General features: G+C 64.0%; 30 protein-coding genes. 22 read left to right on the top strand and 8 right to left on the bottom strand.

The features are described from left to right. The 13 genes from G405_RS0112060 to G405_RS16645 all read left to right on the top strand — a co-directional run bounded on the left by G405_RS0112060 (position 1) and on the right by G405_RS16645 (position 9315). Complete coding sequence (locus tag G405_RS0112060; RefSeq protein WP_028284779.1) at positions 1–309, top strand: DUF190 domain-containing protein; 309 nt, start codon at positions 1–3, stop codon at positions 307–309. Positions 310–418: 109 nt separating this feature from the next. Beyond that, positions 419–946, top strand: a complete 528-nt coding sequence (locus tag G405_RS0112065) for a Na+/H+ antiporter subunit E (protein WP_022701784.1) — start codon at positions 419–421, stop codon at positions 944–946. Next, positions 943–1266, top strand: coding sequence for a monovalent cation/H+ antiporter complex subunit F (locus G405_RS0112070; protein WP_022701785.1), 324 nt, complete (start codon positions 943–945; stop codon positions 1264–1266). The genes G405_RS0112065 and G405_RS0112070 overlap by 4 nt, the downstream gene beginning before the upstream one ends. Beyond that, entirely contained in the window at positions 1266–1628 is a 363-nt protein-coding gene (gene mnhG, locus G405_RS0112075; RefSeq protein ID WP_022701786.1) for a monovalent cation/H(+) antiporter subunit G, read from the top strand. Before G405_RS0112070 ends, mnhG begins: the two co-directional genes overlap by 1 nt. Next, positions 1625–2182, top strand: a complete 558-nt coding sequence (locus tag G405_RS0112080; protein WP_022701787.1) for a DUF4040 domain-containing protein — start codon at positions 1625–1627, stop codon at positions 2180–2182. Before mnhG ends, G405_RS0112080 begins: the two co-directional genes overlap by 4 nt. Positions 2183–2186: 4 nt before the next feature. After that, the gene (locus G405_RS0112085) at positions 2187–2633 is read left to right on the top strand and encodes a Na(+)/H(+) antiporter subunit B (protein WP_022701788.1); all 447 of its coding nucleotides are present in this window, start codon (positions 2187–2189) and stop codon (positions 2631–2633) included. Between the two features lie 3 nt (positions 2634–2636). Next, the gene (locus tag G405_RS0112090; RefSeq protein ID WP_022701789.1) at positions 2637–3041 is read left to right on the top strand and encodes a cation:proton antiporter subunit C; all 405 of its coding nucleotides are present in this window, start codon (positions 2637–2639) and stop codon (positions 3039–3041) included. Positions 3042–3044: 3 nt separating this feature from the next. Beyond that, complete coding sequence (locus tag G405_RS0112095; protein WP_022701790.1) at positions 3045–4571, top strand: monovalent cation/H+ antiporter subunit D family protein; 1527 nt, start codon at positions 3045–3047, stop codon at positions 4569–4571. After that, on the top strand, positions 4568–6037 hold the full coding sequence (locus G405_RS0112100; RefSeq protein ID WP_022701791.1) for a proton-conducting transporter transmembrane domain-containing protein: 1470 nt from the start codon (positions 4568–4570) through the stop codon (positions 6035–6037). The genes G405_RS0112095 and G405_RS0112100 overlap by 4 nt, the downstream gene beginning before the upstream one ends. Next, positions 6034–6351, top strand: coding sequence for a hypothetical protein (locus tag G405_RS0112105; protein WP_022701792.1), 318 nt, complete (start codon positions 6034–6036; stop codon positions 6349–6351). The genes G405_RS0112100 and G405_RS0112105 overlap by 4 nt, the downstream gene beginning before the upstream one ends. Continuing rightward, positions 6344–8068 carry a Na(+)/H(+) antiporter subunit D gene (locus tag G405_RS0112110; RefSeq protein WP_022701793.1) on the top strand — a complete coding sequence of 575 codons (1725 nt, stop codon included), beginning with the start codon at positions 6344–6346 and terminating at the stop codon, positions 8066–8068. Before G405_RS0112105 ends, G405_RS0112110 begins: the two co-directional genes overlap by 8 nt. Positions 8069–8197: 129 nt before the next feature. After that, positions 8198–8548: a helix-turn-helix domain-containing protein gene (locus tag G405_RS0112115; protein ID WP_022701794.1), complete on the top strand. Its 351-nt coding sequence runs from the start codon at positions 8198–8200 to the stop codon at positions 8546–8548. Continuing rightward, a complete protein-coding gene (locus G405_RS16645) occupies positions 8545–9315 on the top strand; it encodes a DUF6456 domain-containing protein (RefSeq protein WP_022701795.1) in 771 nt (256 codons plus the stop codon). Before G405_RS0112115 ends, G405_RS16645 begins: the two co-directional genes overlap by 4 nt. Here G405_RS16645 and G405_RS0112125 read toward each other — a convergent pair. The 3 genes from G405_RS0112125 to G405_RS0112135 all read right to left on the bottom strand — a co-directional run bounded on the left by G405_RS0112125 (position 9312) and on the right by G405_RS0112135 (position 11337). After that, positions 9312–9731, bottom strand: a complete 420-nt coding sequence (locus G405_RS0112125; protein WP_022701796.1) for a SufE family protein — start codon at positions 9729–9731, stop codon at positions 9312–9314. The two genes, G405_RS16645 and G405_RS0112125, sit on opposite strands and share 4 nt — an antisense overlap. A 50-nt stretch (positions 9732–9781) precedes the next feature. Next, entirely contained in the window at positions 9782–10183 is a 402-nt protein-coding gene (locus G405_RS0112130) for a hypothetical protein (RefSeq protein ID WP_022701797.1), read from the bottom strand. A 155-nt stretch (positions 10184–10338) separates the two neighbouring features. Next, on the bottom strand, positions 10339–11337 hold the full coding sequence (locus tag G405_RS0112135) for a hypothetical protein (protein ID WP_022701798.1): 999 nt from the start codon (positions 11335–11337) through the stop codon (positions 10339–10341). A 156-nt stretch (positions 11338–11493) separates the two neighbouring features. Here G405_RS0112135 and G405_RS16650 point away from each other — a divergent pair, with 156 nt between their 5' ends. Then, positions 11494–13260, top strand: coding sequence for a sensor histidine kinase (locus G405_RS16650; RefSeq protein WP_022701799.1), 1767 nt, complete (start codon positions 11494–11496; stop codon positions 13258–13260). A 492-nt stretch (positions 13261–13752) separates the two neighbouring features. Here G405_RS16650 and G405_RS0112145 read toward each other — a convergent pair whose 3' ends face one another. Continuing rightward, complete coding sequence (locus G405_RS0112145) at positions 13753–14655, bottom strand: hypothetical protein (protein ID WP_022701800.1); 903 nt, start codon at positions 14653–14655, stop codon at positions 13753–13755. Positions 14656–14664: 9 nt separating this feature from the next. After that, complete coding sequence (locus G405_RS0112150) at positions 14665–16239, bottom strand: hypothetical protein (RefSeq protein ID WP_022701801.1); 1575 nt, start codon at positions 16237–16239, stop codon at positions 14665–14667. A 62-nt stretch (positions 16240–16301) separates the two neighbouring features. Between G405_RS0112150 and G405_RS0112155 the strand changes: the two genes are divergently transcribed. The 4 genes from G405_RS0112155 (at position 16302) to G405_RS0112170 (ending at position 20025) form a co-directional block, all read left to right on the top strand. Continuing rightward, complete coding sequence (locus G405_RS0112155) at positions 16302–16640, top strand: DUF1491 family protein (RefSeq protein ID WP_022701802.1); 339 nt, start codon at positions 16302–16304, stop codon at positions 16638–16640. A gap of 54 nt (positions 16641–16694) precedes the next feature. Beyond that, positions 16695–17108 (top strand): hypothetical protein, encoded by a 414-nt coding sequence (locus tag G405_RS0112160; RefSeq protein ID WP_022701803.1) that lies wholly within the window; start codon positions 16695–16697, stop codon positions 17106–17108. A 65-nt stretch (positions 17109–17173) separates the two neighbouring features. Continuing rightward, positions 17174–18772, top strand: coding sequence for a peptide chain release factor 3 (locus tag G405_RS0112165; RefSeq protein ID WP_022701804.1), 1599 nt, complete (start codon positions 17174–17176; stop codon positions 18770–18772). Further along, positions 18772–20025 carry a mechanosensitive ion channel family protein gene (locus G405_RS0112170; RefSeq protein ID WP_022701805.1) on the top strand — a complete coding sequence of 418 codons (1254 nt, stop codon included), beginning with the start codon at positions 18772–18774 and terminating at the stop codon, positions 20023–20025. Before G405_RS0112165 ends, G405_RS0112170 begins: the two co-directional genes overlap by 1 nt. On the opposite strand, the gene G405_RS0112175 is transcribed toward G405_RS0112170, so the two are convergent. Beyond that, positions 20022–21110 carry a DUF2336 domain-containing protein gene (locus G405_RS0112175; RefSeq protein ID WP_022701806.1) on the bottom strand — a complete coding sequence of 363 codons (1089 nt, stop codon included), beginning with the start codon at positions 21108–21110 and terminating at the stop codon, positions 20022–20024. The two genes, G405_RS0112170 and G405_RS0112175, sit on opposite strands and share 4 nt — an antisense overlap. Positions 21111–21201: 91 nt before the next feature. Continuing rightward, entirely contained in the window at positions 21202–21609 is a 408-nt protein-coding gene (locus tag G405_RS0112180) for a PAN domain-containing protein (protein ID WP_022701807.1), read from the bottom strand. Between the two features lie 94 nt (positions 21610–21703). Here G405_RS0112180 and G405_RS0112185 point away from each other — a divergent pair, with 94 nt between their 5' ends. Then, a complete protein-coding gene (locus G405_RS0112185; RefSeq protein WP_022701808.1) occupies positions 21704–22582 on the top strand; it encodes an ion transporter in 879 nt (292 codons plus the stop codon). On the opposite strand, the gene G405_RS0112190 is transcribed toward G405_RS0112185, so the two are convergent. Then, on the bottom strand, positions 22528–24498 hold the full coding sequence (locus tag G405_RS0112190; protein WP_233346034.1) for a transglycosylase domain-containing protein: 1971 nt from the start codon (positions 24496–24498) through the stop codon (positions 22528–22530). The two genes, G405_RS0112185 and G405_RS0112190, sit on opposite strands and share 55 nt — an antisense overlap. 70 nt (positions 24499–24568) lie before the next feature. On the opposite strand from G405_RS0112190, the gene G405_RS0112195 reads away from it, so the two are divergent. The 3 genes from G405_RS0112195 (at position 24569) to G405_RS0112205 (ending at position 26851) form a co-directional block, all read left to right on the top strand. Continuing rightward, positions 24569–25030 carry a YcgN family cysteine cluster protein gene (locus G405_RS0112195; RefSeq protein WP_022701810.1) on the top strand — a complete coding sequence of 154 codons (462 nt, stop codon included), beginning with the start codon at positions 24569–24571 and terminating at the stop codon, positions 25028–25030. A 119-nt stretch (positions 25031–25149) separates the two neighbouring features. After that, positions 25150–25662, top strand: coding sequence for a hypothetical protein (locus G405_RS17220; protein ID WP_156861497.1), 513 nt, complete (start codon positions 25150–25152; stop codon positions 25660–25662). Then, entirely contained in the window at positions 25619–26851 is a 1233-nt protein-coding gene (locus G405_RS0112205) for a DNA-packaging protein (RefSeq protein ID WP_028284781.1), read from the top strand. The genes G405_RS17220 and G405_RS0112205 overlap by 44 nt, the downstream gene beginning before the upstream one ends. Positions 26852–26860 lie beyond the last annotated feature (9 nt).

Raw genomic sequence — 26860 nt, forward strand, 5'->3', positions numbered from 1 at the left:
ATGGCGCGCACAGTTCGTAAAAAACTCATCGCCATCGTCGAGACGCCCCATCTCAAACGGCTGATCGACCTGCTGCGCCAGTGCGGCGTAACCGGCTTCACCGTTATTGAAGGCCGAGAGGGCAGCGGTCTGGGCGGGGACTGGACCCGTGAAGACGTGCTGGACGCCACAGAGATGAAAATCGTGCTGTCGGTGATGAAGCCCGAGACCGCCGAGAAGGTGTTTGAGCAGGCTGAGCCCTTCTTTGCACGCTATCCCGGCATCATCTATGCGCACGATGTGGAAGTGGTCCGCGGCGAGCGCTTCTGAAGAAACTCCAGCATTTGTGTCCGGTTTCGCTGGAAAACGCGGTGAGGGGTGGTCTAGAACCCCCCTCAACGCCGCCCAATGCAGGCGGCGAGAAGAGGGAGGGTGATCGGTGGCCTCAAGGCTGTTCTACGGCGTCTTGCTCGCAGTCATACTGTCCGTGCTCTGGCTGTTATTGTCAGGCTATTGGTTCAAACCGCTTCTGGTGGGCTTCGGCGTGCTGGCGGTGACGGTTGCGCTGGTCACGACCGCGCGCATGGGCCTTCTGGACGGGGAATCGGTTCCCTTCGCCCGCTTGCCGCAATATTTCAAATATTGGAGCTGGCTCGGCGCAGAGATCTTCAAGGCGAACATCGCCGTGGTGCGCATCGCCATGGCGCCCGATCTGAACATCAAGCCGGTCATGACCCGCGTGGCGGTCAGCGCCAAGTCCGACATGGCGCGCACCACCTACGCCAACTCCATCACCCTGACGCCGGGCACGGTCACCATTGAAGTCGAGGAAACCGGCTTTCTGGTTCACGCCCTGACCGAGGAGTTCGCTGACCAGGACGCCTTCCGCGACATGGAGCGGCGGTCCATCGAAGCGGTTGAAGGGCGCAAGGCGCTGGCGAAGCCGCGCGGAGAGGCCGGATCATGATCACACCCATTCTCGATTTCGGCATCGCCATCGTCCTGGCGATTTCCATGGTCCTGATGATCAGCCGCCTGTTCATTGGCCCGACCCTGTATGACCGGGTGCTGGCGGTGAACTCTTTCGGCACCAAGACCGTTCTGTTCCTGGCGGTGTTCTCGCTGATGGTGGGCCGCGGCGACGGCCTCGACATTGCGCTGCTGTATGCGCTGATCAACTTCATCGCCACCATCGCGATCCTGAAATTCTTCCGCTATCGCTCGCTGGACGTGGCCCTGTCGCAAATGGCGCTTCGACGTGCGCTGGACGGCGAGGAGGACCACTAATGGATTATGCGTTCTGGATAGAGCTGGGCCTCGACATCGTCTCGGCCGCTTTCGTCATCACCGGCGCCGTGTTCGTGCTGGCGGGCGCCATCGGCGTCATCCGCCTGCCCGATTTCTACACCCGCATGCATGCCGCAGGCGTCACCGACACGCTGGGCGCCGAGCTGATCGTGATCGGCTTGATGGTGCAGGGCGGGTTCACTCTGGTCACGGTAAAGCTGGCGCTTCTGGGCGTGTTCGTCTTCCTGACGAGCCCCACCGCCACCCACGCTGTGGCCAACGCCGCCTATAAATCGGGGCTGAAGCCGCTTCTGACGCGCTACCGCCCTCATGCCGGTTCTGACGATGGAGGGGCGGCATGAGCGCGTCTGACATCACCCAGTATTTTGACTACATCTTCATGGCGATGCTCCTGTGCATCGGCATTGCGGTGATCCGCCTGCGCAATCTGTTCGCGGTGGTGATGCTGACCGGCGCCTATTCTCTGATCTCGGCGGCCTGGTTCGTGTCGCTGGACGCGGTGGATGTGGGCTTCACCGAAGCCGCTGTGGGCGCAGGCATCTCCACCGTGCTGCTGCTGGGCGCGATGCTTCTGACCTCACGCGAGGCGGACGAGACGCCGCTGGTGCGCCATCTGGCGGCGCTGGCCGTGACGGTGGCCGCAGGCGTGGCGCTGTTTTACGCGCTGGGCGACATGCCGGTTTATGGCGACGCCAATAGCCCAGCCAACACCGGCGTCGGCATGGACTATGTCCAGCTCACCGCCGAGCAGATCCACATCCCCAACGTGGTCACCGCCGTGCTGGCCAGCTATCGCGGTTTTGACACCATGGGCGAGGTTTTCGTGGTGTTCGCCGCAGGCCTGGGCGTGGCCCTGTTGATCGGCCTGGGCGAATCCAAGCGGAAGAAGGGGTAAGCCCATGATGTCGCCTCACGTCATTCTGCGCGTCGTCGCCAAGGTCCTGATCCCCATGATCATCGTGTACGGGTTTTACGTGCACTTTCATGGCGAGTATTCGCCCGGCGGCGGGTTCCAGGCGGGCGTCGTGCTCGCCTCGTCGATCATCCTGTACGCGCTCATTTTCGGCCTGGACGCGGCCCGCAAGGTCTTCCCGCCCTATTGGGCGCGAGTCGGCATGGCGCTGGGCGGCTTCATCTATGCGTCAGTGGGCTTCGTCTCCCTGATCATGGGCGGGCAGTTTCTCGAATACACTGTCTTCCATCCCGACATCTCGCACGGGACCGGCCAGCATATCGGCATCATCGCGGTGGAGGTCGGCGTTCTGACGACGGTGACCTGCGTGATGATCGCGATCTTTTACGCCTTCGCCGGGCGCACGCCCGAAATCTCTGACGAGGATTGGTAAGCCATGTTCGAGATGGTGACGGAACGCTTCAACTATGCGGTGATCATCGTCCTGATGATGGTCGGCCTGTACGCCGTGATCGCCACAGGAAACCTCGTCAAGCGCCTGGTGGGGCTGTCGATTTTCCAGACCTCGGTGTTCTTGCTGTACATCAGCATCAGCAAGGTGTTCGGCGGCGCGCCGCCGATCTTCGACTATAAGGACATGGCCTATGACCGGCTCGATCCGAACGCGGTCTACTCCAATCCGCTGCCCCATGTGCTGATCCTCACCGCCATTGTGGTGGGCGTGGCGACCTTGTCGGTCGGCCTGGCCCTGGTGGTGCGCATTCGTGAGGCTTACGGCTCGATCGAGGACGATACGATCGCCGAAGCCGATTATTCTCTGGAACTGGAAAAGGGCGTTTAAGCCGTGACGGTTGGTCAATTCCTCCCGGCCGCGCTCGCGGCCCATGCCCCGGTCTTGCTGGTGGCGATCCCGCTCATCCTGTCCGCACCTGCGGCGGCGTTGAAATCCGGACGCGTCAGCTGGGGCATCGCCTTCGCCGGCGCTGTGGCGGCGTTGTTGTTCGCCATCGAGCTGTTTCTCGCCACGCGCGGCGAGGGCGCCGTCATCAGCTATGCGCTGGGCGCCTGGCAGCCGCCGGTGGGCATCGAGTTCCGCGTCGACGCGCTGAACGCGGCCTTGCTGCTCTTGCTGACGGCCAGCGCGGTTCTGGCGCTGATCTTCGCCCTGCCCAGTGTCGAGGACGAAATCGATAAAGACAAGCGCGCGCTGTTCTATTCGGCGTTTCTGGTGGTGCTGTCCGGTCTCGCCGGGGTGGCGACCACGGGTGACGCCTTCAACATGTTCGTTTTCCTGGAGATTTCCTCCATCCCCACGTATGCGCTGATCGCCATGGGGGCGAGCCATGATCGCCGCGCGCTGACCAGCTCGTTCAACTATCTGGTCATGGGCACGATCGGGGCGACCTTCTTCGTCATCGGCGTCGGCTTTCTCTACATGGCGACGGGCACGCTCAACATGGCCGACCTCGCCATGCGCCTGCCCGAGCTGCAGGGCGACCGGGTGGTGGAGATCGGCTTCGCGTTCATCCTTGTGGGCCTTGGCCTGAAAGCGGCGCTCTTCCCGCTGCATCTGTGGCTGCCCGGCGCCTACGCCTATGCGCCGAGTTTTGTGACCACCTTCCTGGCGGCGACCGCCACCAAGGTCGCGTTCTACGCCATCATCCGCTTCAGCTTTGACGTGTTCTCGGTGGGCAACGGCTTCGTGCTGAACAGCTTCACCTATGTGATCGCGCCGCTGGCCATCGCGGGCATGATCATCGCGTCAGCCCAGGCTTTGTTTCAAAGCGATGTGCGCCGCCTGCTCGCCTACTCGTCCGTGGCCCAGGTGGGCTACATGATGCTGGGCCTTGGCATCGGCACCCAGGCCGGGGTGTCGGCGGGCGTGCTGCACCTGATCAATCACGCCATGATCAAGGGCGCGCTGTTCATGGCGCTCGGCGCCTTCGCGATCAGCTATGGCGTGCGCCGGATCGAGAATTTCAAAGGTCTGGGCCAGGCCCTGCCGGTGACGTCTGCGGCCTTCACCGCCGGCGCCCTGTCGCTGATCGGCGTGCCGTTCACGGTGGGCTTCATCTCAAAATTCTATCTCATCCAGGCCGCCTTGCAGAAAGGCTGGACCTTCGCGGTCGTCGCCATCCTGATCGCGTCCGTGCTGGCGGTGTTTTACTGCTACCGGGTGCTGGTCAATCTCTGGGTCGCGCCGCGTCCGGACGGCGCCAGCCATGCCGTGCAGCGCGTGCCGATGATGATCATGGCGCCGCTCGTGGTTCTGGCGCTGATGAACCTTGTGTTCGGCGTTTACGCCGAGCCGATCGTGAACATGGCTGAGGCGGCCGCCGCCGCAGCCTTCAACGCCGGAGTCGCGCCGTGAGTTGGACCCCTGAACTCGCCCTCGCGCTCGCCCTGATCCTGCCTTTGATTGGCGGCGCCGCCGTTCTCGGCCTGGGCGCCAAGCCCAATCTGCGCGAGGCGGCGACCCTGATCACCGCCATCGCGCTGGCCGTGGTGGTCGCCTATCTGGTCGAAGCGTCCGGATCGCGGCCCGAGCTGGTCCTGTTCGAGCTGGCGCCGGGGCTGGAGCTGAAATTCAAGCTTGAGCCGCTGGGCGCCATGTTCGCCATGGTTGCGAGCGGGCTGTGGATCATCAACTCGCTGTACTCCATCGCCTATATGCGCGGAAACAACGAGAAGGATCAGACGCGCTTCTATTTCTGCTTCACGATCTCCATCGCTGCGGCGATGGGCATCGCGCTGTCGGGCAATCTGCTGACCCTGTTCTTCTTCTATGAAGCGCTGAGCCTCGCCACCTATCCGCTGGTGGCGCACAAGGGCGACGCCAAGGCCAAGCGCGGCGCCTCGATCTATCTGGGCATTCTGCTGGCGACCTCGATCGGCCTGTTCCTGCCCGGCGTGTTTGCGGTCTACGCCTTTACCGGCACCACCGACTTCACCGTCGGCGGCATTCTGTCAGGCGTCGGGCCCATGGCCGGTTCGGTCCTGCTGGTTCTGTTCGCGTTCGGCATCGGCAAGGCGGCGCTGATGCCGGTCCACCCCTGGCTTCCGAACGCCATGGTCGCGCCGACGCCGGTCTCTGCGCTCCTGCACGCCGTGGCCGTGGTGAAAGCGGGCGTGTTCTCGATCCTGAAAGTGGTCGTCTATATTTTCGGCGCCGATTACATGCAGACCCTGCCGGCCGCCGACGTGCTGGCCTGGGTGGCGGGCGGCTCCATCGTGGTCGCCTCGATCTTCGCCTTCACCAAGGATAATCTGAAGGCGCGGCTGGCCTATTCCACGGTCTCCCAGCTCAGCTACATCACGCTGGGCGCCATGCTCGCCAGTCCGCTGGCGCTCCTGGGCGCGGCGCTTCAGATCGTCATGCACGCCTATGGCAAGATCACCCTCTTCATGACGGCGGGCGGGATCTATACCGGCGCGAAAAAGTCTGAAATCTCCCAGCTTGACGGTCTGGGCCGCTACATGCCGGTGACCTTCGCCGCCTTCACCATCGGCGCCCTGTCGATCATCGGCGTGCCCCCCTTTGGCGGGGTCTGGCCGAAAGTCTTCCTGATGGAGGGCGCGGCCGAGGGCGGCCAGCCCTGGCTGATCGTCATGCTGATCGGTTCGACGCTTCTGAACATCGGCTATCTGCTGCCCATCGTCATTCGCGGCTTCTTCAAGCCCAAGCCTGAGCCCAGCCCGATGCGCCCCGGCCAGCCGCCGGCGCTCGCCTGGATCGCGCCGCTGATCACGGCGGGCGGCACCATCGTGCTGTTCTTCGCCATCGGCCCGCTGATTGACTTCCTGTCGCCTGTCTTCACCACGGAGATGACGCCATGACCGCGCCCCGCGACTCTAAATCCGAGCTGCATCCGCTGGCGCGTCCCCTGTCCGGGCTGACCAGTCCGCGCGCCGGCCTGATTGCCCTGATCGTTCTGGCGGTATTGGTGGCGGCAGGCTTCGGCTTGGAAACCGTATTGTCTGAAGACGGCCTGTCCAAATATCCCGAGGTGTATGGCGCATACGAGCTGCTGCCTCTGGCGGCGGGCGCTGTCGCCATTCTGGGGGGCTGGGCGCTGGTCTGGCTGCTCAGCCGTCCGGGTGATTTCTATTCTCGCGCCGCTGGCGATGTGAAGGAGGGCGAGAATGACTGACGCCCTGTCATTTCTGAACGGCGTCTCGCCGGCCTGGTTCCTCATTCTCGCGGGGCTTCTGGCCTGGGCCTCGCCCCGGTCCGAGCTGCGCAAGGCGCTGATGCTGCTGGGGCCGATCGGCGCCCTGTGCGCCTGGTTCGCCACTGGCGAGACCGGCGTCTATGGCGTGATCGATCTCGGCCCTGTGGTGCTGGAGACCTTCCGTCTCGACAACCTCTCTCGCGTCTGGGCGCTGGTCTTCATCCTGATCAGCTTCATCAACGGCGTGTACGCGCTGCATGACCGCAATCGCATGACTGACGGCGCAGCGCTGATCTATGCAGGTTCGGCAGTGGGCGCGGTGTTCGCGGGCGACCTGCTGACCCTGTTCTTCTTCTGGGAGCTGACGGCTCTGGCCTCAGCCCCGCTGATCTTCGCCGTCGGCACGCCGGAAGCGCAACGCGCGGGCCTGCGCTATCTGGCGATCCAGGTGCTGTCAGGCGTGGCGCTTCTGGGCGGCGCGACGATCTGGGCCAGCCAGACCGGTTCCTGGGCGTTTGACGTGCTCGGTACGGACAGCTGGGCCGGGATCATCATGCTGCTGGCCTTTGGCCTGAAAGCGGGCTTCCCGCTCTTGCACATGTGGCTGCCGGACGCTTATCCCAAAGCCACCGGGGTGGGTTCGGTCGTCTTGTCCGCCTTCACCACCAAGCTGGCGATCTACGCGCTGGCGCGCGGCTTTGCCGGCGAAGAGGTTCTGATCACCATCGGCCTCGTCATGGCGGTCTTCCCGATCTTTTTCGCAATGACCAGCAATGATCTGCGCCAGACCTTGGCCTATGCGCTGATCAACCAGCTCGGCTTCATGGTCGTGGCGGTGGGCGTCGGCGGCGATCTGGGGCTGAACGGCGCCGCGGCAAACGCCTTTGTGGGCGTCATCTACATGGCGCTGATGTTCATGGTTCTGGGCGCGGTGCTGCTGCGCACGGGCACGCTGAAAGTCAGCGCGCTGGGCGGGCTTTACAAATCCATGCCGGTCACCGCGCTCTTTGCGATCATCGGCGCCCTGTCGGTTGTCGGCGCGCCGCTGTTTTCCGGCTTTGTCGCCAAGACGCTGATCCTGTCCGCGACCCATTACGCGCACCATGACTGGGCCTATACGATCCTGGTCTACGCTTCCGCTGGCGTGATGGAGCTGAGCGTTCTGAAGGTCGTCTACTTCACCTTCTTCGGCACGGACCGGGGCATCCGGGTGAAGGAAGCGCCGCAAACCATGCATCTGGGCATGGCGCTGGCGGCCTTCCTGTGCGTCTTCCTGGGCGTGAACTACCAGGCGTTGTACGGCATCCTGCCGTTCGACATGGAGTATTCGCCCTACAAGCTGTCGAGCGTGTTCGGTCAGGTGCAGCTGCTTCTGGGCGGGCTTCTGGTGTTCGCAGCAGCGCTTTATTTCAAGCTGTTCCCGCTCAAGGGCGACCGCACGATCCTCGATGCGGACTGGCTCTATCGCCGCTTTGGCGATGCGTGCGCGCGCTGGGGCGCCGCCATGGGGCAGCTTCTCTTTGACGCGATCGGCAAGGGGCTGAGCGCCGCGATCACGCGCATTCGCGGGCGATTGTTCAACCTGTTCAGCCCAGCGGGCGCCCTGTCCAAGGAATTTCCGTCCGGTCTGATGGCGCTTTGGACGGCGATCATGCTCGCAGGGGTCGTTCTGGTGGCGTACTTTTCCCCCAGTTAGGGTGTTGAACGCGGTTACCCACAACTAGCGTAATAAGGGAATTCACGCGCCTATAATAGGAATGTTATCCTCACCCTTCAGCTCGATCCTATACTTCACAGAAGGATCGACAAGGGAGGGGATAACCCGATGCGTACCAACACGCTTGTTCTGGACCAGGCCCGCGCCCGGCTGGCGCAACAGGCCGCCGCCTACGCCTTTGGCGTGCCGGTGGAGGAGATCAGCAGTCCGACACGGGGGCGAGCGCGCGCTGCGCTGGCGCGACAAGCCGCCATCTATCTGACCCATGTGGCGTTCGAGCTGAGCTTGAACCGTGTGGCCGACGCGTTTGGCCGCGACCGCTCCACCGCCGCTCACGCCTGTCACCGGATTGAGGACGCCCGCGACGACCCCGCCTTTGACGCGGCGATGGAGGACCTCGAAGCCTGTCTGCGCTCGGCTCCGGGACCGGATCTCATTCCCTTCGGAATGACCCAATGAATGCCGCTGTACCAGGCTGGCTGCGGCGTCTGGCCCGGCCGGGCGCCCGGCTGGCGCAGCGCAGCGGCGGGCGCTCTGGCTATGGTGTCTACGCCAGCGCAGACCGTCGCCGCCGCCCGCTGGCGAGCGTCAGCGACGCCGCTCTGGCGCACGCGTTGGAGCAGGGCTGGCTGGCACAGGCGCAAGCGAATGAATTCGTACTGACGCAAGTGGGGCGGCGCTGTCTTGATGAGGGCGATGCCGCGGGTGTCCGACCCGCTCTGACCCTCGCCCGGAAGACGCTGCACGACCCTGAGGGCGGGCTCAGGCTGCAGACGGTCAACCCGACAACGCTCGACGGCCCGCTGGCGCGCTATGCGCGGCCTCAGAACGGCCGGCCCGCCTTGCTGGAGGCCGTGCATCTCAGTGCGGCCGACAACCTGATGCGCGATTATGAACGCTCCACCCTTTCCAGCCGCGTCACGCAAAGCTGGAGCGGCGTGCCCGGCGGGGGCGTGCGTTCGGCGCCAAGGGACCGTAGCGAGGCGCCGATACAGCGTCTGAACGCGCAGGAGCGCGTGATGGACGCGCTGGCGGCGGTCGGGCCGGGGCTCGATCACTGGCTGGTGGAAATCCTGATGCGCCAAAGCGCCATGACCGAGGCCGAACGCCGCCTCAACTGGCCGTCACGATCCGGCGCCCAAGCCCTGAAACTGGCGCTGGATCGTCTGGCAGTGCACTACCGGATGAAACCGGCGGGCTTGGGCGTCGATCCGTACGGGCTCTAAAGCCGCGCCTGCGCCTCGGCCTGGATGCGTTTGATCATCGAGGCGAGACCATTGGAGCGTTGCGGCGAGAGGTGCTCGGCGAGGCCGATGCGGCCCAGAACCTCTTTGGGATCAATGGACAGCGCCTCGTCGGGCTTGCGACCGTCATAGAGCCGGCTTAACAGCGCCACGAGCCCCTTGACGATATGGGCGTCGGAATCCCCGCGCAGCTCCAGCGCATGATCCGGTCCGTCATCAATCACCATCCAGACCTGGCTGACGCAGCCTTTGACGCGGGTGTCGTCGGTGCGCTCGGCGTCGGGCAGGCCGGGCAGGGCCTGGCCCATCTCGATCAGATAGCGATAGCGTTCTTCCCAGTCGCCCAGAAAGTCGAACTCGTCCACGAGGGCGTCGATGTCAGCTTGAAGATCGGTCATGAACGCTGAGGTAAAGCGCACGCCGAGACAGGGCAAGACCAGCGCCGCGTCTAACGCAGGTCAGAGGTCTCGCGCGTGACGTCCGCCAGAAGCGCGTCGAGGCTTTGCGCCGGGGCGTCCTGAGGCAGGGCGCCGGGGGCGAGGGGCGCTTGGGCGCGTTGATCTGCGGCCCAGCTCTGGGCGCGGTCAGAGACGACGCCCATCACAAGCGAAGAGAAGCTGGCGAGTTGTTGGCCGACGGCGCAGGCTTCAGACTGTTCGTTGCAGAACTCACGCGTCTGTTGGCCCGCCTGACGGGTCAAACCTCGAGAATTGTCCAGAGCATCTGTCGCAATGATCAGCTCGCGGGTTTCGCGCGCAAACGCTCCATCCGGCGCGGCGCTAAAGCCGGCAGGGATGAAAGCCGCCGTCACGGCGGTCCAGAAAATGGCGCGTAGCACGGTGCGGAGCATGCCAGCCTCTTTTCAACTCACTTCAGGTCTTGAAGCAATTCTGAGGCTAGAAAATAGTTCCCGGAAACACCAGTGGATGTGCAATTAAGGGTAAAGTGTGTGTTAACGCTGAACACTTACCCTTAATTTGAGCTTACGTTACTGGAGAAACTGTCTCAATTTGAAACAGCTTCATTCGGCGCCCGAGTCGCGGTCAGACAATCAGCCACGTCATTGAGCGCGTGCTCGGCGATGCAGAAGCTGTCTTCATACTTGAAATGGCCGGCCGCCACGCATTGGGCGAGGTCCAGACGCACCCATTGCATGCAGCGCTCCACCGCCGGGTCATCGAGCAAACGGTCCATCAAGGTCATGTCGCCGTCTTCAATGGCGTCCAGCGCCGCCAGCGACAGCATCCGGCCCACCCGGCGCTCATCAGGCTGGAGCTGGCTCTGGCCCACTTCCACGCTCAACTCTGGCAGGTTCAGATCCACGGTTTCAGGCTGGGCGAACAGGGTGGTGGCTGACCCCATGGGCGCTGCGGCGGACGTGTCAGGGGCTCGAAACTGCACGTCCAGACGTTCAGAGGCGCTTTCCAGAGAGGACAGGCGCTCGGCCCGGTCGCGGGCGCGGGTTTGCGCCCAGCGCTCGTGCTGAAGATCATAGGCCGCCTGACGATAGCGGGCGCCAACCTCCCGGATTTCAGTGACATCGCCGTCAATCGCCTGGGCGACATCCAGTCCGGCTGTGTCCGCGCCCATAAAGCCGGTGACATACATGGGATCATGGGTCAGGGCGGCGGCGGCGGTCTCGGTGCCGTAATAATCGGCGACAGCGCGTACGGCGTCGATGAATTCAGGATTGCGCGCGGCGACCAGCGCCGCATAGGCGATCTGTGCGTTCACCAGTCGATCGCCGTCATAATAGCGCGACAGCGCATCCATGGTGGCGTCGAGATCGGCGCCGGACAGAAGCTCGCGCTCGCCCGCCAGCGTGACGTCAGAGCGATAGGCGGCATAGGTCTGTGCGTTCAGCAGCACTTCGGGCTCGGTGGTGTCCGGCGTGGTTTGCGCAGCCTGCGGCGCCGGCAGCGCCAGGACGGGGCCTGACGGCTCCTGTGGCGCAGGCTCCTGAGTCGCAGACAACAGGGCGAAGCTGAGGGCGGCAAAAATCATGATGTCGTGATCCCGGCGAAAAACCTCTTCTGATCATGACCTAGTGCAGGGGCCGCGCCAAGAGGGCTCGCACTCTTTGACACGAATTCAGTAATTGTTAACGGCCCCAGACGAGCGTGCGGTTCTATTCTCATTTGTGAGTCGAGATTCGCTTTCATGCGCCCAAGCATCGCCCCCTTCGCCAAATTCATGGATCAACAGGCGCCGCGCCTGATTCATGGCGGTTGGCTGGGACTGGTCGCCCTGATCGGTTTCGGCGTTCAAACCCCTCTGGCGCAAGCCGATTTGGCCCTTCTGGCTGTGGCCGCCGCGCCGGGTTTGCTCGGTCTGGTGCTGGGCGGCAAGCGCAAGGCGCGCCTGGATATCGTGCGTTTTGTCCTGGCGCTGGCCTGGACCCTTCCCGGATTCGCCGCCGCTCTGGCTGTGGGGTCCGCCCTGTCTCCGGCGGCGTTGGCGTTTCTGATCGGCCCGGCAGCCTTGTCCGCCTCGGGTTTGCACAAGGATGTGCGCCTGAGCGCGACCATGAATACGCTGGCCTTCCTTCTGGCGGGGCTGGCGAGCTTGTGGGGGCCGCTTGCAGGGGGCTCTGAGGTTTTGACGGCGAGCCCGCTCACCGGATTGGCGCTGGCCGTGTTCTTCGCACTTTGCGGCTTTGCGGCGCGGGTTCAGCTTGTGGGGCAGCTGGAGCGCGCGCAGACGAAGCTGGAGGCGCTCGAGCCTGCGGCGCAGGGTTTTGAGAATGCGCCCGCCGCCTTGATGGCTTTGGACCGGTCAGGACGTATCGCGGCGGTGTCCCGGCGCATGCGCGGCTATGCGCCTGGCGCGCCGCGTGATCTGGGCGGTCTGTGCGTGAAGGGGCTGGCGTTTGATGATGCAGGCCGTGCGCAGATCGATAAAGGGCTGCAGACGGCGCTCAATGACGCGTCAGGCCTTGAAAGCGCCTTTGCCTTCCCGGTCCGCTCGGCGCGTGGCGCCCGGCATGAGCTGGACGCCCATGCGCTGGCGACGGAGACCGGGTTTGTGGTCCGTCTTGACCCGCCCCGCGCCGAAGTCGCGGCGGCCGATACGCTCAGCGCAGAAGAAAGCGCGCGTCTGAAAGACGAACGCGACGCCGCGCTGGCGGCCAGCCAGTCCAAGTCTGAATTCCTGGCGGCGGTCAGCCATGAGCTGCGCACGCCGCTGAACGCCATCATCGGCTTCTCCGACATCATCAAGCAGCGCCTGTTCGGGCCTCTGCCGGCGCGCTACGCCGAATATGGCGATCTGATTCATGAAAGCGGTGAGCATTTGCTGGAGCTGATCGGCGACGTTCTGGACATGTCCAAGATCGAAGCCGACAAGTACGAGCTCAGCCCTGAAGAGTTTGACGCCCGCGACGTGGTGTCGATCTGCGCCAAGATGATCGGCCCGCGCGCCAAGGATCGCGGCATTGCGCTGTATTGCGAGCCGGGCGATTCAGATCTGGCGGTCAAGGCGGACCGCAAGGCGATGCGCCAGATCCTTTTGAACCTGTTGTCGAACGCCGTGAAATTCACCCCTGAAGGCGGCGCCGTTGTTGTGATGGCGCGTCAGGACGGGGCGGATCTGGTGCTGGCGGTCGGCGATAGCGGCGTCGGCATCGCTGCGGACGAGCTTGATGAACTGGGCACGCCCTATCATCAGACCCGCTCGGGCAAGGAAACCTCTGAACGCGGCACCGGCCTGGGCCTGTCGCTGGTTCAGGCGCTGGCGGACATGCAGAACGGCGAAGTCCGCCTGCAAAGCGCGCCGGGCCAGGGCACCACGGTCACTGTGCGCTTGCCGGTGATGGGACAGGCCAAAGGCGAAGTGACCGACTTTGTTCCGCTGGAAGTGCATCAGCGCATCGCCGCTGCGCAACAGGCCGGTGAAGTCATCATCCAGGCCAAGGACGGTGCGGCGTAAGCTGGCCGTTGCGTTGCTTGGTTCGCTTTCTGAATCTTTGCGATAGCCGTTTCCCCTGCTCATACATAAGGTGAGTTTTCGCCTGTGGGGATGTGTCTATGCGAGTTCTATTGTCGGTTGTTTTTGCGGTTCTCGGTATCGTACTGGGAATTATTTCGTCGGATGTAATAATACAGTCCGGAAGAATGATAGTTGGTGATGTCAAAATTGAATGTATAGATGGTGATTATTGTGTCGGAGATAGTGCGGGCCGCATACTTAATGCGCTATTTCTAACCGACACAATCGGCGGTCTGGGTGCTATTCTATGTGATGGCAATTATATATTTCTCTCTGACTTGGTCGGCGGCGAAGTGTGTGAGGGGGATAGCTATGTCCTTGTGTTTCGTAACTCTACTGCTCGAACAATGATCCACATTGACTCCGGTACCGTGTCAGAGATCGTTCGTGGGCCGTTGCACACGCTCGACCTTTAAAAGGTCGAGCAAATTCTTAATTGGACGTCGCCGCCGAACTTTGCGGGGCCATACGCGGCAGGCGCATGAAGCCCATGGCGGCGTCCAGCGCCCCGATCTCCACCCAATAACGGTCAATCACCACGCCTGTGGCGTCGTAAAGATCAATGCGAGCGCCTTCGCGCGGCGCCAGGCTCGCCAGCTGCGCGACCAGCGTGTCGGGAAATTGAAAGCCTACGGCAGGCGCGCCCGCGGCGGGCGCCAGCTCGCCGGCGCGCTGGGCGCTCAGCGCTTCAGTGGCGAACACCCGGACCAGCCGGTCTGAAGGCGCGCTCCAGGCGCTGACCGGGTCATTGTCGGGGGGCGCCAGCAAGCCGCCCGCCGTCATGTCCACGGGGTAGGGTTCCTGGCTGGTGTCGCGCAGGAAGGCCACAGCATAGGCGGGACGCAAGGATGTGCGCAGGCTCAGCGCCAGTCCGGTCTCGTCGCCTTGCTGGAAAACACCGAAATTGGCGTCGCCCTGACCGAGGCTCTGTACGATGCTCCATCGGGCGTAATCATCAGAGGCGCCGCCGCGCTGGGCGGTCCAGCCCTGCAGTCGGCCTTCAAAGCGCGCCTGGTCAAACCCCGTCAGCCGCAACACTTCATTGCGATGGCGCTCGACGCCGGGCAGGTCGAACGCGGCCCGGCATGAGGTTTCAAACGCGTCGCGTTGGCGAACTTCAAACTGGTTCAGCTGGGCGGGGCTGGCGCCTTGCAGCACGGCGTCGTCCCGGCTGCGCCGGATGGCGGCGTTCAGAAGGTCGCGCTCCACCTGAGTGAAGACAGCGCAGGCCTCGTCCGCCGACCGCGCTTCGAGACGCAATTCATAGGCGTCAAACGAGGCGTCGATATTGGCCGCGGATTGCGCGGTCAGAAGGGTGAGGGATGCGAGCCACATCCCGTCATCTTACGAGGTGCGTCTTGACGTCCGGTTTACATTGATGCTGCCGAGCAAAAGAAGCACAGCCAGCGAGAAGGCGCCGAGCGCCAGCCATTCGTCATGGGCGCGCAGCTCGCCGCTGATCCATTCCGCGGAGAAACGCGGCGCTGCGGACGGGCCGAAATGGGTCACATTGCTGGCGTCCCACAGGGCGGCGCGGCCATCGAGCTCGGTCCACATCTCGGACCGGGCCAGACGTTTGGCGGCGCGGGCGAAATCAGCGCCGTCAGGGGCGGTGAACAGAGCGACCTGGCGGCCTTCGGGCGTGGCGAACAGCGCAGCCACGCCGGTGATGCGCGCATCGCGCTCACTGGGATCGGCGGCGTAGGCGGTGGAGCCGTAATAGCGCCGGCGTTGCGGCGTGCGATTGGCGGCGGCGTTCGCGGCGGCGCGCACTTCACCCGGGGCCGCAGCCAGCAGGCGCGGATCCAGCGAGGCCTGAGGGCCCAGAACCATCAGGTCGTAGCGCGCAGGCGCGGCGTCGATATCATCGCCAAACCAGGCGTACAGCCAGGCCGAGCCCGAGGCGAGACCGGCGCGCGCGATCACCGACAGAGCGGCGTTGCGCTGGTCTTCATCAGAGGCGGCGATGACCACGGCGGCGCGGCCGCCCTGATCGAGCCCGAACGGCGCGCCCAGATTGGCGAGCCCCGCCAGCGCGTCGCGGTTGGCGCTGACCGGCGCCGGGGTCACTTCAAGACGCGGCGCGTTGAGGGCGGCGGCCATGTCAAAGCGCACGGTGTGCGCCTGCATGGAGCGGGCGGCGAACAGACGCGCCGAGGCGATCAACGCGGCTGGCGAGGCGGCGGACAGGCGCACTTCGGACGGGCCGGTCAGATCGATGGCCGGCGCGCCAGAGCCGCGCACGAACGCGGTGACGACCAGCTCAGCGACCTCGGCGTCGCTGACCAGGATCGGGGCTTCACCCATGCGTAGCGCCAGACCCTGAGCGATCAGGGCGGCCACCGCCAGCTCGTCATCGCCCGCGGCCTGCGCGTCCACGTGCACCCGGCGAGGCGCGGCGAAATCCGCTCTCAGCGCGGCTTCCACTTCAGACAGGGCGGAATAGCCCAGGGGCGGGGCGGCGGAGATGCGCAGCCGGCTCGCCTGGGCGGAAATGGTCCAGCCGTCTTCACCCGGCTCGACGATGCGCAGAACCAGCGTGTTGTCGCCGGCGCGCAGATCGTCGGAATACAGAGCGAAGCGCGCCTCAAAGGATTCCGCACGGGGTTGCAGGACCACGGCGCGGGAGCGGTTCACGAACGCCTCGATGCGGCCGCCGGAACGGGCGCTGTCGGGGATGGCGTTCATCAAGAGTTCGATCCCGGATGGATCGGCGCTGGGCGCGATGGTGAAGGGGATGCGGATTTCACGATGTTCCGCGTCAAGCCGGAGGTCGGACGCGGCGTCCGTCAGCTCGGTCAGCAGCACTTCTTCGGATCGGGCGGCTCGGAAATCCTGAGCCGCAGCCTGCGCCTGAACGGCGACAAGGCCGATGAGACCTATAACAATAAGGCTCAGTGGACGAATTTGTGTCAGCATGAAACGTTCCCCCTCAATTAACAGACTATTAAGCAATTGCCCTGCCAGCAAGTGGTTTGACGATGACGGATCTGAGAGCGCGGTTCTGGGTGGACGCCTTGCGCTGGCGCGCGGAAAGCGCGGGCGCCAGCATTTACGTGGCCCATAAAGGGGATCCCGATGCAGGCGTTATCTTGTTGAAAACTCTGCTGCCCGAGCGCATGGCTCAGCTCTATGCGCCGATCCGCAATTTCGAGGGCGAGCGAGTCTGGATGACCCCGCTGGGGTCAGACCCTGTCCCGGAGCAGGACGCGGACGCCTATGCCAGACGCCGGATGGAGGATGATCCGGATCTGTGGCTGGTGGAGGTGGACGACCCGCATGGTCGACACTTCCTTAATGAGGCGATTGATAAATCTTAAGACCGTTGCGGCATACTCTGGCACAGTTGGAAAACGCCGACGGGTTAATGCAAAATGCTGTTCTTGTTCAACGATGCTCTTTATGATCTGGGCGACGTCAATCAGACTGCGCGTGAGCGCGGAGACGCCTTGGGAATCAATGCGCTGACACTGCGCAACATGCGTATCGGGCAAGTCGTCAAACTGGTGCGCGAATGGGTGTGGGAACGTCCGGCGCTCGCTAAATCCGACCCCCAGAGCGCCATCTTCCTCGCCAGCCTCGTCGCACTGAAGACCAATGAGGCCAATGCGCTTCTGGCTGTGGCGCCGACCACGGCCAAGTCTTCCGCCGAAGTGCAAGTGCGACTGGCTTCGGTGTCTTTGGTGACCATGAAACAGTTGATGGATTTGCATGCTGAAGGGCGCCTGTCAGGTCACACGGCCAACATGGCGGTCTGGTCCCAGGTTCCGGCGCGCATGCAGGCCTGACGCCTCGGCGCTTGCGTGCGCCTTGCGCCTCGGCTACCTCGCGGGTCAGAAGACTTTAGCAGGATATGCCGATGACCTCCGCCGCTGACGGCGCGCAATGGGCGCGCCGGCGCACATACGCCATCATCTCTCACCCGGATGCGGGTAAGACCACGCTGACCGAGACGCTGTTGCTGGAGGCAGGCGCCATCCGCCTGGCCGGACAAGTGCGCGCGCGCGGCGAGAACCGCCGCACCCAGTCAGACTGGATGAAGATCGAGCGCGAGCGCGGGATTTCGGTCTCCGCCTCGGTCATGACCTACGAATACCGGGATCTGATCTTCAACCTGCTCGATACGCCGGGCCACGAGGACTTTTCCGAAGACACCTATCGCACGCTCACGGCTGCAGACTGCGCCATCATGGTGCTGGACGCCGCCAAGGGCGTTGAGCCGCGCACCCTGAAGCTGGTGGAGGTGTGCCGTCTGCGCGACATACCGATTATCACCTTCATCAACAAGTTCGACCGCGAGGCGATGGAGCCGTTCGAGCTGCTCGATGACATTCAGGACAAGCTGGCGCTTGATGTCAGCCCGATGCAGTGGCCGTGCGGGTCCGGCAACCGCTTCAAGGGCGTCGCCGATTTCAAGACCAATGAGTTCGTGCTCTACAAGCGTCCCGATGACAGCGAGGTCAGCCGCTCCGAACGCGTGCCGCTGGACGGGGACGCGATCCACAAGGTTCTCAGCGAGGAAGAGCTGGCTGAAGTGACCGAAGGCGTCGACATGGCGCGTGAGTTGTTGCCCGCTTTTGACGCTCAGAGCTTTGAGGAAGGCCATCTCAGCCCGGTCTATTTCGGCTCGGCGCTGCGCCGGTTCGGCGTGCATGAGCTTCTGGACGCCTTGGCCGATCACGCGCCGGGACCGCAGCCGCAAGCCGCCGCCAAAGGCCCGCGCGACGTGCTGGAGCCGGGTGACAAGGAAGTCGCCGGTTTCGTATTCAAGGTGCAGGCCAATATGGACCCCAACCACCGCGACCGGGTGGCGTTCGTGCGCCTCAGCTCAGGCCAGTTCAAGCGCGGGATGAAGTTGAAGACCGAAGGCGGCAAGACCCTGTCGGTTCACAACCCGATCCTGTTTTTCGCGTCGGATCGCGAAATCGCTGACGAAGCGTTCGCCGGCGATGTGATGGGCGTGCCCAACCATGGCGTGCTGCGGGTGGGCGACACCTTGTCTGAAAGCGGCAAATGGCGGGTCTCGGGCATTCCGAACTTCGCGCCGGAAATGCTGCGCCGGGCGCGGCTGAAAGACCCGCTCAAGGCCAAGCACCTCAAGAAAGCGCTCGAATCCCTGGCTGAAGAGGGCGTCACCCAGCTGTTCCGCCTGCAGGTGGGCGGCGAGTTCATCATCGGCGCCGTGGGCGCGCTGCAGATCGAGGTGATGGCTCAGCGTGTGGCGGATGAATACGGCATCGATGTGGTGTTTGAAGCCAGCCCCTATGACACCGCGCGCTGGATTTCCGGGTCTGACGCCGATCTTGAAGCCTTCATTGACCGCCATAAGACAGCTGTCGCCGAAGATATCGACGGCGACCCGGTGTTCATGGCGAAATCAGCCTGGGAGGTGAATTACTCTCAGGAGAAATTCCCAAATATCACCTTCAGCGCCACCAAGGAGCGTAGCTGATGAGCGTACAGGCCGTCACCGAGCAATTGCCCGAACCGGTTCGGGCATCCATGTCGGAGTTCTTCACCCTGGCCGCTCAGGTCTGGGAGACGAGCTTTCTGGGCTTTTCGGTCGGGCAGGGGCTAAGCGCGATCGGCGTGCTGGCGATTTCGATCGTGTTCCGGGGGCTGTTTTCCTCGGTGATCATCGCTCGGGTGCGCAAGGCGGCCACCAAGACCGAAACCCAGCTTGACGACAAGCTACTGGAAGCGCTGTACGGCCCGATCAAGCTGATCCCGGTGATCATCGGCCTGTTCATCGCTATGACGATATTGGGCCTGAACGCTGAAGGCGCGCCGGTTAATGGCGACCGCGTGGTGCAGACGGTCATGGTGATCGCCCTGTTCTGGGCGCTTCATAATGCTGTGGGTCCGGTGGCGCTTTTGTTCGCTCCGCTGCGGCGCGCGCTCAATCCGGTGATGATCGACTGGATGGCGAAGGCGCTGCGCATCCTGTTCCTGATCATCGGCGTGGCGACCATCCTGTCGCTTTGGGAAATCCCGGTTGCGGGCGTCATCGGCGGCCTGGGCCTTCTGGGCGTGGCGGTGGGCCTGGGGGCGCAGGACCTGTTCAAGAACCTGATCGCCGGCATTCTGATCCTGACCGAAAAGCGTTTTGTCCCCGGTGAGTGGATCAAGGTGGACGGCATTGTCGAGGGCACGGTGGAGCAGATCAATTTCCGCTCCACATTGGTGCGCCGCTTCGACAAGGGGCCGGTCTATGTGCCCAACGCCTTCCTGTCTGACCAGGCGGTGACGAACTTCTCGCGCATGACCCATCGCCGCATCAGCTGGATCATCGGGGTGGAGTACAAGACCACCACCGATCAGCTGGCGTTTATCCGCGACAAGGTCCTGGACTGGGTGCTGAACCACCCCGAATTCGCCAAGCCGCCGGAAGTGTCCACCTTCATGCATGTGGACAAGTTCGGTCCGTCCTCTATCGACTTCTTCCTGTATTGCTTCACCACCACCACGAACTGGGGCGAGTGGCTGCGCATCAAGGAAGAGCTGGCCTTCGCCATCAAGCAGATCGTGGAAGAGGCTGGGACCGGTTTCGCCTTCCCGTCCACCACCATCTACATCGACGATGGCGCTGAAGTCTTCGTGCCGCCCAAAGTCAAGAAGCACGACGATCACGACGCTCCTGACAAGCAGAACCGACAGATCGCCCGCGGCGAAAACCATGATGGGGAATCGGGAACGGGCCGCTAGGCCGCAGCGGCCGCCTGTTTGCGCAGCTTCCAGAACCGCAGGGCGCGTTCGGCCTGTTCAGGTTCCAGCGCTTCATAGATGGCGCCGATCTCGCGCGCATCGTTGAAGGCGTTGTCCGCGGCCTGGCTGCGCAGAACGGCGAGAGTGACGAACAGCGCTTTTTCAATGCCTGCCGCCTTGCAGATCAGCGCCAGACCGTCCGGGCTTTTATGCTCCAGAGCGCGCTTGGCGGTGAAGTAATCCACCCCTGTCAGCTCGGCGAAGCCCAGGGCGCAATGCACGGGCTTTCTTTCGCGCAGCAGGCTGACCAGCAAGGAGCCGTCCAGTTCCTTGCGGACCTGTTTGGAGGCGATATAGCGGCGGGCTTCATTGATCGCCTTATCCTCGGCCATACGCTTTTCAAGCCGGGCCTGGGACGCGGCGAGCGCCGCTTCCAGGACGCCGGGTTCGAGCTTGTCAAAGCGTTGGGAGATCTTGTCGCGCAGGGTGCGGCTGACCACCACCATCAGATCGTTGAGAAGGTCGGCGGGGGCGTCGGCGCGCTCCACCAGCGGCTCTTGCAGGATTTCGCTGTCCTCGGCGCGGCGGGCGACTTGCTCATAGGTGGAGCGCGACAGCTGGGCGCCGTCATTTCGGATCAGGGTGGCGACGGTGTTGTCATCGCCTTTTTCGACGATGGCGTGCGACAGGCGCTCTGAGACCGTGTCGCGCTTGGCGATGGCCTGGATATGGGCCTGGCCGGTTTCGTGAACGATGGTGACCAGGTCTTCTTCGCTCAGGACCGTGGAGCGCGACAGGATCGGCGCGGCCACTTCGATGGCGTCCGCCGCCAGTTGCCGGATCAGGCCTTTGGGCGCGAAGGGCGTGTCAGCGAAGCGGTCCGCCAGCTCGGCGCGGGCGTCGTGAGCGGTTTCATTGGCGAGCGTGCGCAGAATATCATCGAACTGGCTCTGCGCCTCGGACTCAACAGCCGGCGGGGCGTCAAAGAACAGATCTGTCACCTCGCGCAGCAAATCGCGGCGGCGATCAGATGATTTTTCTTTCGCAAGTTCGGTCAGCTTGTGAAGCTTGGACGCAACCGCCATGCCGGCCTCCGCAGTGAGCAACTTACCATGCAGCCGATGGAGTAAAGAAAGCGTGGCGCACCGTGGTTAACACCCGGTTCAGTTGTGTTTTTCAACCGCCCGCCAGTTCATCACTCCGCCGCGGCTCTGCAGACGGCGCATCTTGGGTGAGGGCGCGGCGTTCACGCAGGCTGGGCGCGCGTTCTGCGCCCGCTTCGATTCGCGCGGCCAATGCCGGGGAGAGGCCGGTCACCGCGCCGGGGTCAAAATGGCTGGGCCCCGCAATCGGGTGCAAGTCACAGCGCGGCGCGCGCGCCGTTTCAGGGCGGTGATAGGTCCAGGCCTGACACCCCTCCGTCAGATCACAGGCGCTGATGCAGGCGTCCACGCTTTGCGCGGCGGCGCCATCCAGCCGCATCAACACGCCGCGACGGGCCTGCGCGTCCAGAATCGCGCCTGATGGCAGTGCGGACGGGGCGGGCATGGCGCTTTGCAGCAGCATCAACAGGGTGATCATCATGGCTGCGAATATGACATGACGACTTTGACAAACCGTTGCGCCAATCGGGTGGCGCGGCTAACCAAGCGCTTGTCTTCCTGCTTTGAGGCCTGTGATGAGCGATGTGACCCCTGAGGCGACCAAGAACCCTGTGGCGCGGCTGCTCGACAGCGCGGCGTTTCGCAACACCATCACGACGCTGATCCTTGTGAACGCGGCGATCCTGGGGCTTTTGACCTATCCGCTGCCTGAGCTGATGGTGCAGGTTCTGACCTATGCGGATCACGCGATCATCGCCGCCTTCGTGGTCGAGATCGTGCTGAAGGTCTTCGTCCACAGGCTGAATTTCTTCAAGTCAGGCTGGAACTGGTTTGATTTTCTGGTGGTGGCGATCTCGCTGGTGCCGGCGGCGGGCGCGTTCACCGTGTTGCGGGCGTTGCGGGTCTTGCGGCTGTTCCGCCTGTTCTCGGTCATTCCCGAAATGCGGTCGGTGGTCGAGGCGCTGGGCAAGGCCATTCCGGGCATGGGCGCGATCATGCTGGTGCTGGGGGTGATTTTCTACGTCGCCTCGGTGATGGGCGCGAAGCTGTTTTCAGGCACCCACCCTCAGTTTTTCGGCGATCTGGGCGGGTCCGCCTACACCCTGTTCCAGGTGATGACGCTGGAGAGCTGGTCCATGGGAATCGCCCGGCCGGTGATCGCCGAGCATCCGTTCGCCTGGATCTTCTTCGTCGGCTTTGTGATCGTCACCAGCTTCGCCGTGCTGAACCTGTTCATCGCGGTGATCGTGGATTCCATGCAGTCCAAGCATTTTGACGCCGAGACCGAGCGTCAGGCTGAAGCCCATGACGAGCGTGAAGTGCTGATCCATGAAGTGCGCGCCCTGCGTTCCGAACTCGCGGATCTGCGCGAGCTGCTGGGCAAAGAGGGCGGGGCGGATCAGCCGTCTATGCCGTCCTTGAGCGATTCAAACCGCGCTGACAAAGCCGAGTAATACGCCGCCAGCCGCTCTTCACGGGCGCCGCGCCGTTGCGGCGCCGGGGCCGAGAGCGGGGCGGCGGGCAGGCCTTCATGGGCTTCGCTCATGAAGCGGCGCCAGATTTCGGCAGGCAATTGACCGCCTGTGACGCCGTCCGTGGGCGTGTCGTCATCATTGCCGACCCAGACGCCGGCGACCAGCTGGCCGGTATACCCGACAAACCAGGCGTCGCGGCTCATCTGGCTGGTGCCGGTCTTGCCCGCGACGCGGCGGCCATTGATCTGGGCGCGCTGGCCCGTGCCTTCGATCACCACGCCTTGCAGCAGCGTCGACATCCATTGCGCCTGCTCGGGCTCGATCACCTGGCGGCCTTCGGTCGCTTCAGGCGCCTGATACAGAAGATCGCCGCGCGAATTGCGCACCTCCAGCACCAGAACCGGTTCAGGGCGGCGACCGTCATTGGCGAACACGGCATAGACCCGCGTCATGTCGATCAGGCTGACCCCGGAGGCGCCCAGGGACAGAGACGGCACGGCGTTGAGGGCTGTGGTGATCCCCAGGCGCTGTCCCATTTCCGCAACGGCGTCCGCGCCCACCGCGGCGCCCGCCTGTGCGGCCACGGTGTTGATCGAGCGTTTGAGGGCGTCGGCGATGGTGATGCGGCCGCGATAATCGCCGCCATAGTTTTCCGGGCTCCAGCCCTCGATCTCGATGGGTTCGTCGTTGAAGGCGGTGGCGGGCTCCATGCCGGCTTCAAACGCGGCGGCGAAGACCACGGGCTTGAACGCCGAGCCGGGTTGGCGGCGGGCCTGAACCGCGCGGTTGAACTGGCTGGCGGTGTAATCGCGCCCACCCACGATCGCTCGCACCCGGCCTTGAAGATCCATCGCCACCAAAGCCGCTTCGTCGGCGTTGCGCGCTTCAGCCTGCAGGTCCATGACCGCAGCGACGGCGCGCTCGGCGGCGCGCTGGGCGGTGACGTTCAGGCTGGTGCGGATCACCAGATCGGGCGTATCCGCGGCGTCGCCCAGATGCTCTCGGGCTTCCGCCACCGCCTGATCAAACACATAGCCAAAGGCGCCCGGCTCAAAGCTTTCATCGCCGGCCGCCAGCTCGGCCGGGTTTTCAAGGGCCGTCTCATAGGTCGCCTGATCAATGAATCCGGCGTCCAGCATGCTGTAGAGCACCGCCTCGGCGCGGGCGCGGGCGGCGGGCAGGTTGGAAGTCGGCGCCAGGCGCGACGGCGCCTTGGGCAGCGCCGCCAGAAGCGCCGCTTCTGAGACGGTCAGGGCGCTGGCGGATTTGTTGAAATAGCGTTGGGCCGCAGCTTCCACCCCATAGGCCTGATCGCCCAGATAGACCCGGTTGAGATAAAGCTCGAGGATTTCCTGCTTGGTCAGATGACGCTCCAGCTCGGTGGCGATGCGGATCTCCTGCAGCTTGCGTCTGGCGGTGCGTTCGGGGCTGAGGATCAAATTCTTCACCAGCTGCATGGTCAGGGTCGAGCCGCCCTGGACCAGCGAGCCTGCGCGCAGATTGGCCCACATGGCGCGCGCAAAGCCGCGCTCGTCAAAGCCGTCATGATCGTAAAAGCGCCGGTCCTCGATAGCGAGGAAGGCCTGGGGTACATGATCGGGCAGGTCTTCCAGCTGCACAGGTCGCGCATAGAGCGGTCCGCGCTGGCCCAGAATGGCGCCGTTTTCCGCCAGCACCGTCACCGCCGCCTCGCGCCTTACGCTCCACAAATCCTGTGCGTTTGTTGGAACGGGCGGCAAGTCGTGGTAGGCCCAACGCCAGATTACAACCCCGCAGGCCAGCCCCGCCAGCAGCACCAGTTGCACGGTGACGAGCGCGATGAGGCGCCAGCGGGCTTTGAGCCTAGTTATCAGGGAGGGCGATTGATCGGCGCGGAATGTGATGGCGGACCTCAATAGGGTTTCGCAGCCCGTACGGGCTTTGGGACATGTCTCAAAATCAGCCGATCACGGCTAAACTTAGGCCATGAGCGATAATCGTCCCTTTTACGAACGCAAGTCGCTTTCTGAAATGAGCGACAGCGAATGGGAGTCGCTGTGCGATGGCTGCGGCAAATGCTGCGTCGTCATTCTAGGCGATGAAGATGACCCTGACACGTTCTGGCGCACCAATGTGGGCTGCAAGCTGCTGGACCTGAAAACGGTGCGCTGCACCGATTACGCCAACCGCCAGACCCATGTGCCCGGCTGCGTGCGACTGAGCGCAAAGAATATCGACCAGCTCAAATGGATGCCCGACACGTGCGCCTATCGCTTGCTGAATGAAGGCCAGAGCCTGCCCGACTGGCATCCGCTGAAAACCGGTGACCGCGAAAGCGTGGTGCAGGCCGGGCATTCGGTCAAAGGCAAGCTTGTCAGCGAAAATGACGTCGACGAGGGCGATTTCGAGAGCCATATCGTCAGCCGTCAGGACGCAAAGCGGGGATAACGCCTCGCCTGTCCTTCATTCCTGAACCGTCCTTCCCTGACGCCGCAAGGCGTTGGACGAAACCGTGCGCGTTCAATCCGACCGAGGCGGTTATCGGCTAGTCTTCAGGCATGGTCGAAATGAACACGAAGACGCCCCTCCTGGCGCCGGACCGGACGGGTGGGGGGCGGCGCTTTGACTGGATCGCCATTCATGAAGGCTGGCGGGCCGGGCAGGGCGCCGAACACCTGGCGGCGGCTTTCGGGCTGAAGCCGAAAACAATCACCGACAGATGCGGCTGGATTGACCAGCATTTCCCGCCCCCCGCGCCCGCAAGGATGATCGCGGAGCTGAACCGGCGCCTGGAAGCGGCGTTGGCGGCGCTCGACGATGGGGATGCGGGCAAGGCCGAACGGCAGGCGAAGACCATCGCCGCGCTGATCAAGGCGGGCCGCGATCTCAAACATTGGAGTGAAACCATGACCCAGACCGAGACGGGTGGCGCTCCCGCCGCGCATGAGGAGCAAGCGGGTGACGAACGAGACTATTACGCCGAACTCGATCGCCGGCTCGATCGCCTCGCAGAGCATCTCAGAGCGAAGGGCGTGGGTGCGCAATCAGACCCCTCAGGAGGTGAAACGCCTCGCGACTAGCTGGCGCTTCTGGGCGCGCACTGATCAGCTGCCGCCTGACGGCGACTGGCGCACCTGGTTGTTTCTCGGTGGGCGCGGGGCTGGCAAGACCCGCGCCGGAGCCGAATGGGTGAGGGCGCAGGTGAAGGCGGGCAGACGGCGCATCGCGCTGGTGGCGCCGACCTTTTCCGATGTGCGCGAGGTGATGGTGTCCGGCCCGTCAGGCTTTCTCAATATCGGCGAGGATGAGGACCGTCCCCGCTATGAAGCCAGCCGTCACCGTCTGGTCTGGCCGGACGGGGCGATGGCCTATGGCTTTTCATCTGAAGACCCGGACGGCTTGCGCGGGCCGCAATTTGATTGCGCCTGGGCGGATGAATTCGCGGCCTGGACCCGGCCTCAGGAGACGCTCGACATGCTGGGGCTGGGGCTTCGGCTGGGCGAGCAGCCGCAATTGATGATCACCACCACGCCCCGGCCGTTGCCGGCGCTGAAGGCGCTTCTGAAACAGGCGGGCGTGGTGGTCAGCCATGCTGGGACCGATGCGAACGCGCCCAATCTGGCGCCGGGTTTCGTCGCGGCGATGACCGAGCGCTATGGCGCCAGTCGTTTGGCGCGACAGGAGCTTGAGGGCGTGCTGATCGACGATCCCGAAGGGGCGTTGTGGACGCGCGGTCTGATTGATCAGGCGCTGGCGCTTTCAGAGTTCGAGCCCGAACGCGTGGTGGTGGCGGTGGACCCGCCCGCCAGCGCGACCGGGGATGAATGCGGCATCATCGCCGCCGGCGCTTCCGGTCAGGGTCGCGAGGCCCGGCTGGTGATCCTGAAAGATGCCAGTCTTCAGGCGCGGCCCGAAGACTGGGCGGCGCGGGTGGCGGAAACCTTTGACGCATTGGACGCAGACGCTGTGATCGCCGAGGCCAATCAGGGCGGGGACATGGTCCGCGCCGTGTTGCAGGCCGCAGCGCCGGATCTGCCGGTGCGGCTGGTTCACGCCAGCCGCGGCAAGCGGGCGCGGGCTGAACCTGTCGCCGCGCTCTACGCCCGCGGCCGGGTTCGACATGCGGTGCGCATGCCGGCGCTGGAAGACCAGATGTGCAGTTTTGGCGCCCCCGACCAGAGCGGCAGCCCGGACCGGGTGGACGCGCTGGTCTGGGCGGTCGCCGCCCTGACGCCTTCGGCCGCCAGCCCCCGGCTGCGACGGCTCTAACTCAACAGG

This window comes from Oceanicaulis alexandrii DSM 11625, from assembly GCF_000420265.1.
GTDB lineage: Bacteria > Pseudomonadota > Alphaproteobacteria > Caulobacterales > Maricaulaceae > Oceanicaulis > Oceanicaulis alexandrii.

Bases quoted from the DNA above. Each gene is read 5' to 3' on its own strand.
- G405_RS0112060 (WP_028284779.1), top strand. From the start codon at position 1: ATGGCGCGCACAGTTCGTAAAAAACTCATCGCCATCGTCGAGACGCCC.
- G405_RS0112070 (WP_022701785.1), top strand. From the start codon at position 943: ATGATCACACCCATTCTCGATTTCGGCATCGCCATCGTCCTGGCGATT.
- mnhG (WP_022701786.1), top strand. From the start codon at position 1,266: ATGGATTATGCGTTCTGGATAGAGCTGGGCCTCGACATCGTCTCGGCC.
- G405_RS0112080 (WP_022701787.1), top strand. From the start codon at position 1,625: ATGAGCGCGTCTGACATCACCCAGTATTTTGACTACATCTTCATGGCG.
- G405_RS0112085 (WP_022701788.1), top strand. From the start codon at position 2,187: ATGATGTCGCCTCACGTCATTCTGCGCGTCGTCGCCAAGGTCCTGATC.
- G405_RS0112090 (WP_022701789.1), top strand. From the start codon at position 2,637: ATGTTCGAGATGGTGACGGAACGCTTCAACTATGCGGTGATCATCGTC.
- G405_RS0112105 (WP_022701792.1), top strand. From the start codon at position 6,034: ATGACCGCGCCCCGCGACTCTAAATCCGAGCTGCATCCGCTGGCGCGT.
- G405_RS0112110 (WP_022701793.1), top strand. From the start codon at position 6,344: ATGACTGACGCCCTGTCATTTCTGAACGGCGTCTCGCCGGCCTGGTTC.
- G405_RS0112115 (WP_022701794.1), top strand. From the start codon at position 8,198: ATGCGTACCAACACGCTTGTTCTGGACCAGGCCCGCGCCCGGCTGGCG.
- G405_RS16645 (WP_022701795.1), top strand. From the start codon at position 8,545: ATGAATGCCGCTGTACCAGGCTGGCTGCGGCGTCTGGCCCGGCCGGGC.
- G405_RS0112125 (WP_022701796.1), bottom strand. From the start codon at position 9,731: ATGACCGATCTTCAAGCTGACATCGACGCCCTCGTGGACGAGTTCGAC.
- G405_RS0112130 (WP_022701797.1), bottom strand. From the start codon at position 10,183: ATGCTCCGCACCGTGCTACGCGCCATTTTCTGGACCGCCGTGACGGCG.
- G405_RS0112135 (WP_022701798.1), bottom strand. From the start codon at position 11,337: ATGATTTTTGCCGCCCTCAGCTTCGCCCTGTTGTCTGCGACTCAGGAG.
- G405_RS16650 (WP_022701799.1), top strand. From the start codon at position 11,494: ATGCGCCCAAGCATCGCCCCCTTCGCCAAATTCATGGATCAACAGGCG.
- G405_RS0112145 (WP_022701800.1), bottom strand. From the start codon at position 14,655: ATGTGGCTCGCATCCCTCACCCTTCTGACCGCGCAATCCGCGGCCAAT.
- G405_RS0112150 (WP_022701801.1), bottom strand. From the start codon at position 16,239: ATGCTGACACAAATTCGTCCACTGAGCCTTATTGTTATAGGTCTCATC.
- G405_RS0112155 (WP_022701802.1), top strand. From the start codon at position 16,302: ATGACGGATCTGAGAGCGCGGTTCTGGGTGGACGCCTTGCGCTGGCGC.
- G405_RS0112160 (WP_022701803.1), top strand. From the start codon at position 16,695: ATGCTGTTCTTGTTCAACGATGCTCTTTATGATCTGGGCGACGTCAAT.
- G405_RS0112165 (WP_022701804.1), top strand. From the start codon at position 17,174: ATGCCGATGACCTCCGCCGCTGACGGCGCGCAATGGGCGCGCCGGCGC.
- G405_RS0112170 (WP_022701805.1), top strand. From the start codon at position 18,772: ATGAGCGTACAGGCCGTCACCGAGCAATTGCCCGAACCGGTTCGGGCA.
- G405_RS0112175 (WP_022701806.1), bottom strand. From the start codon at position 21,110: ATGGCGGTTGCGTCCAAGCTTCACAAGCTGACCGAACTTGCGAAAGAA.
- G405_RS0112180 (WP_022701807.1), bottom strand. From the start codon at position 21,609: ATGATGATCACCCTGTTGATGCTGCTGCAAAGCGCCATGCCCGCCCCG.
- G405_RS0112185 (WP_022701808.1), top strand. From the start codon at position 21,704: ATGAGCGATGTGACCCCTGAGGCGACCAAGAACCCTGTGGCGCGGCTG.
- G405_RS0112195 (WP_022701810.1), top strand. From the start codon at position 24,569: ATGAGCGATAATCGTCCCTTTTACGAACGCAAGTCGCTTTCTGAAATG.
- G405_RS17220 (WP_156861497.1), top strand. From the start codon at position 25,150: ATGAACACGAAGACGCCCCTCCTGGCGCCGGACCGGACGGGTGGGGGG.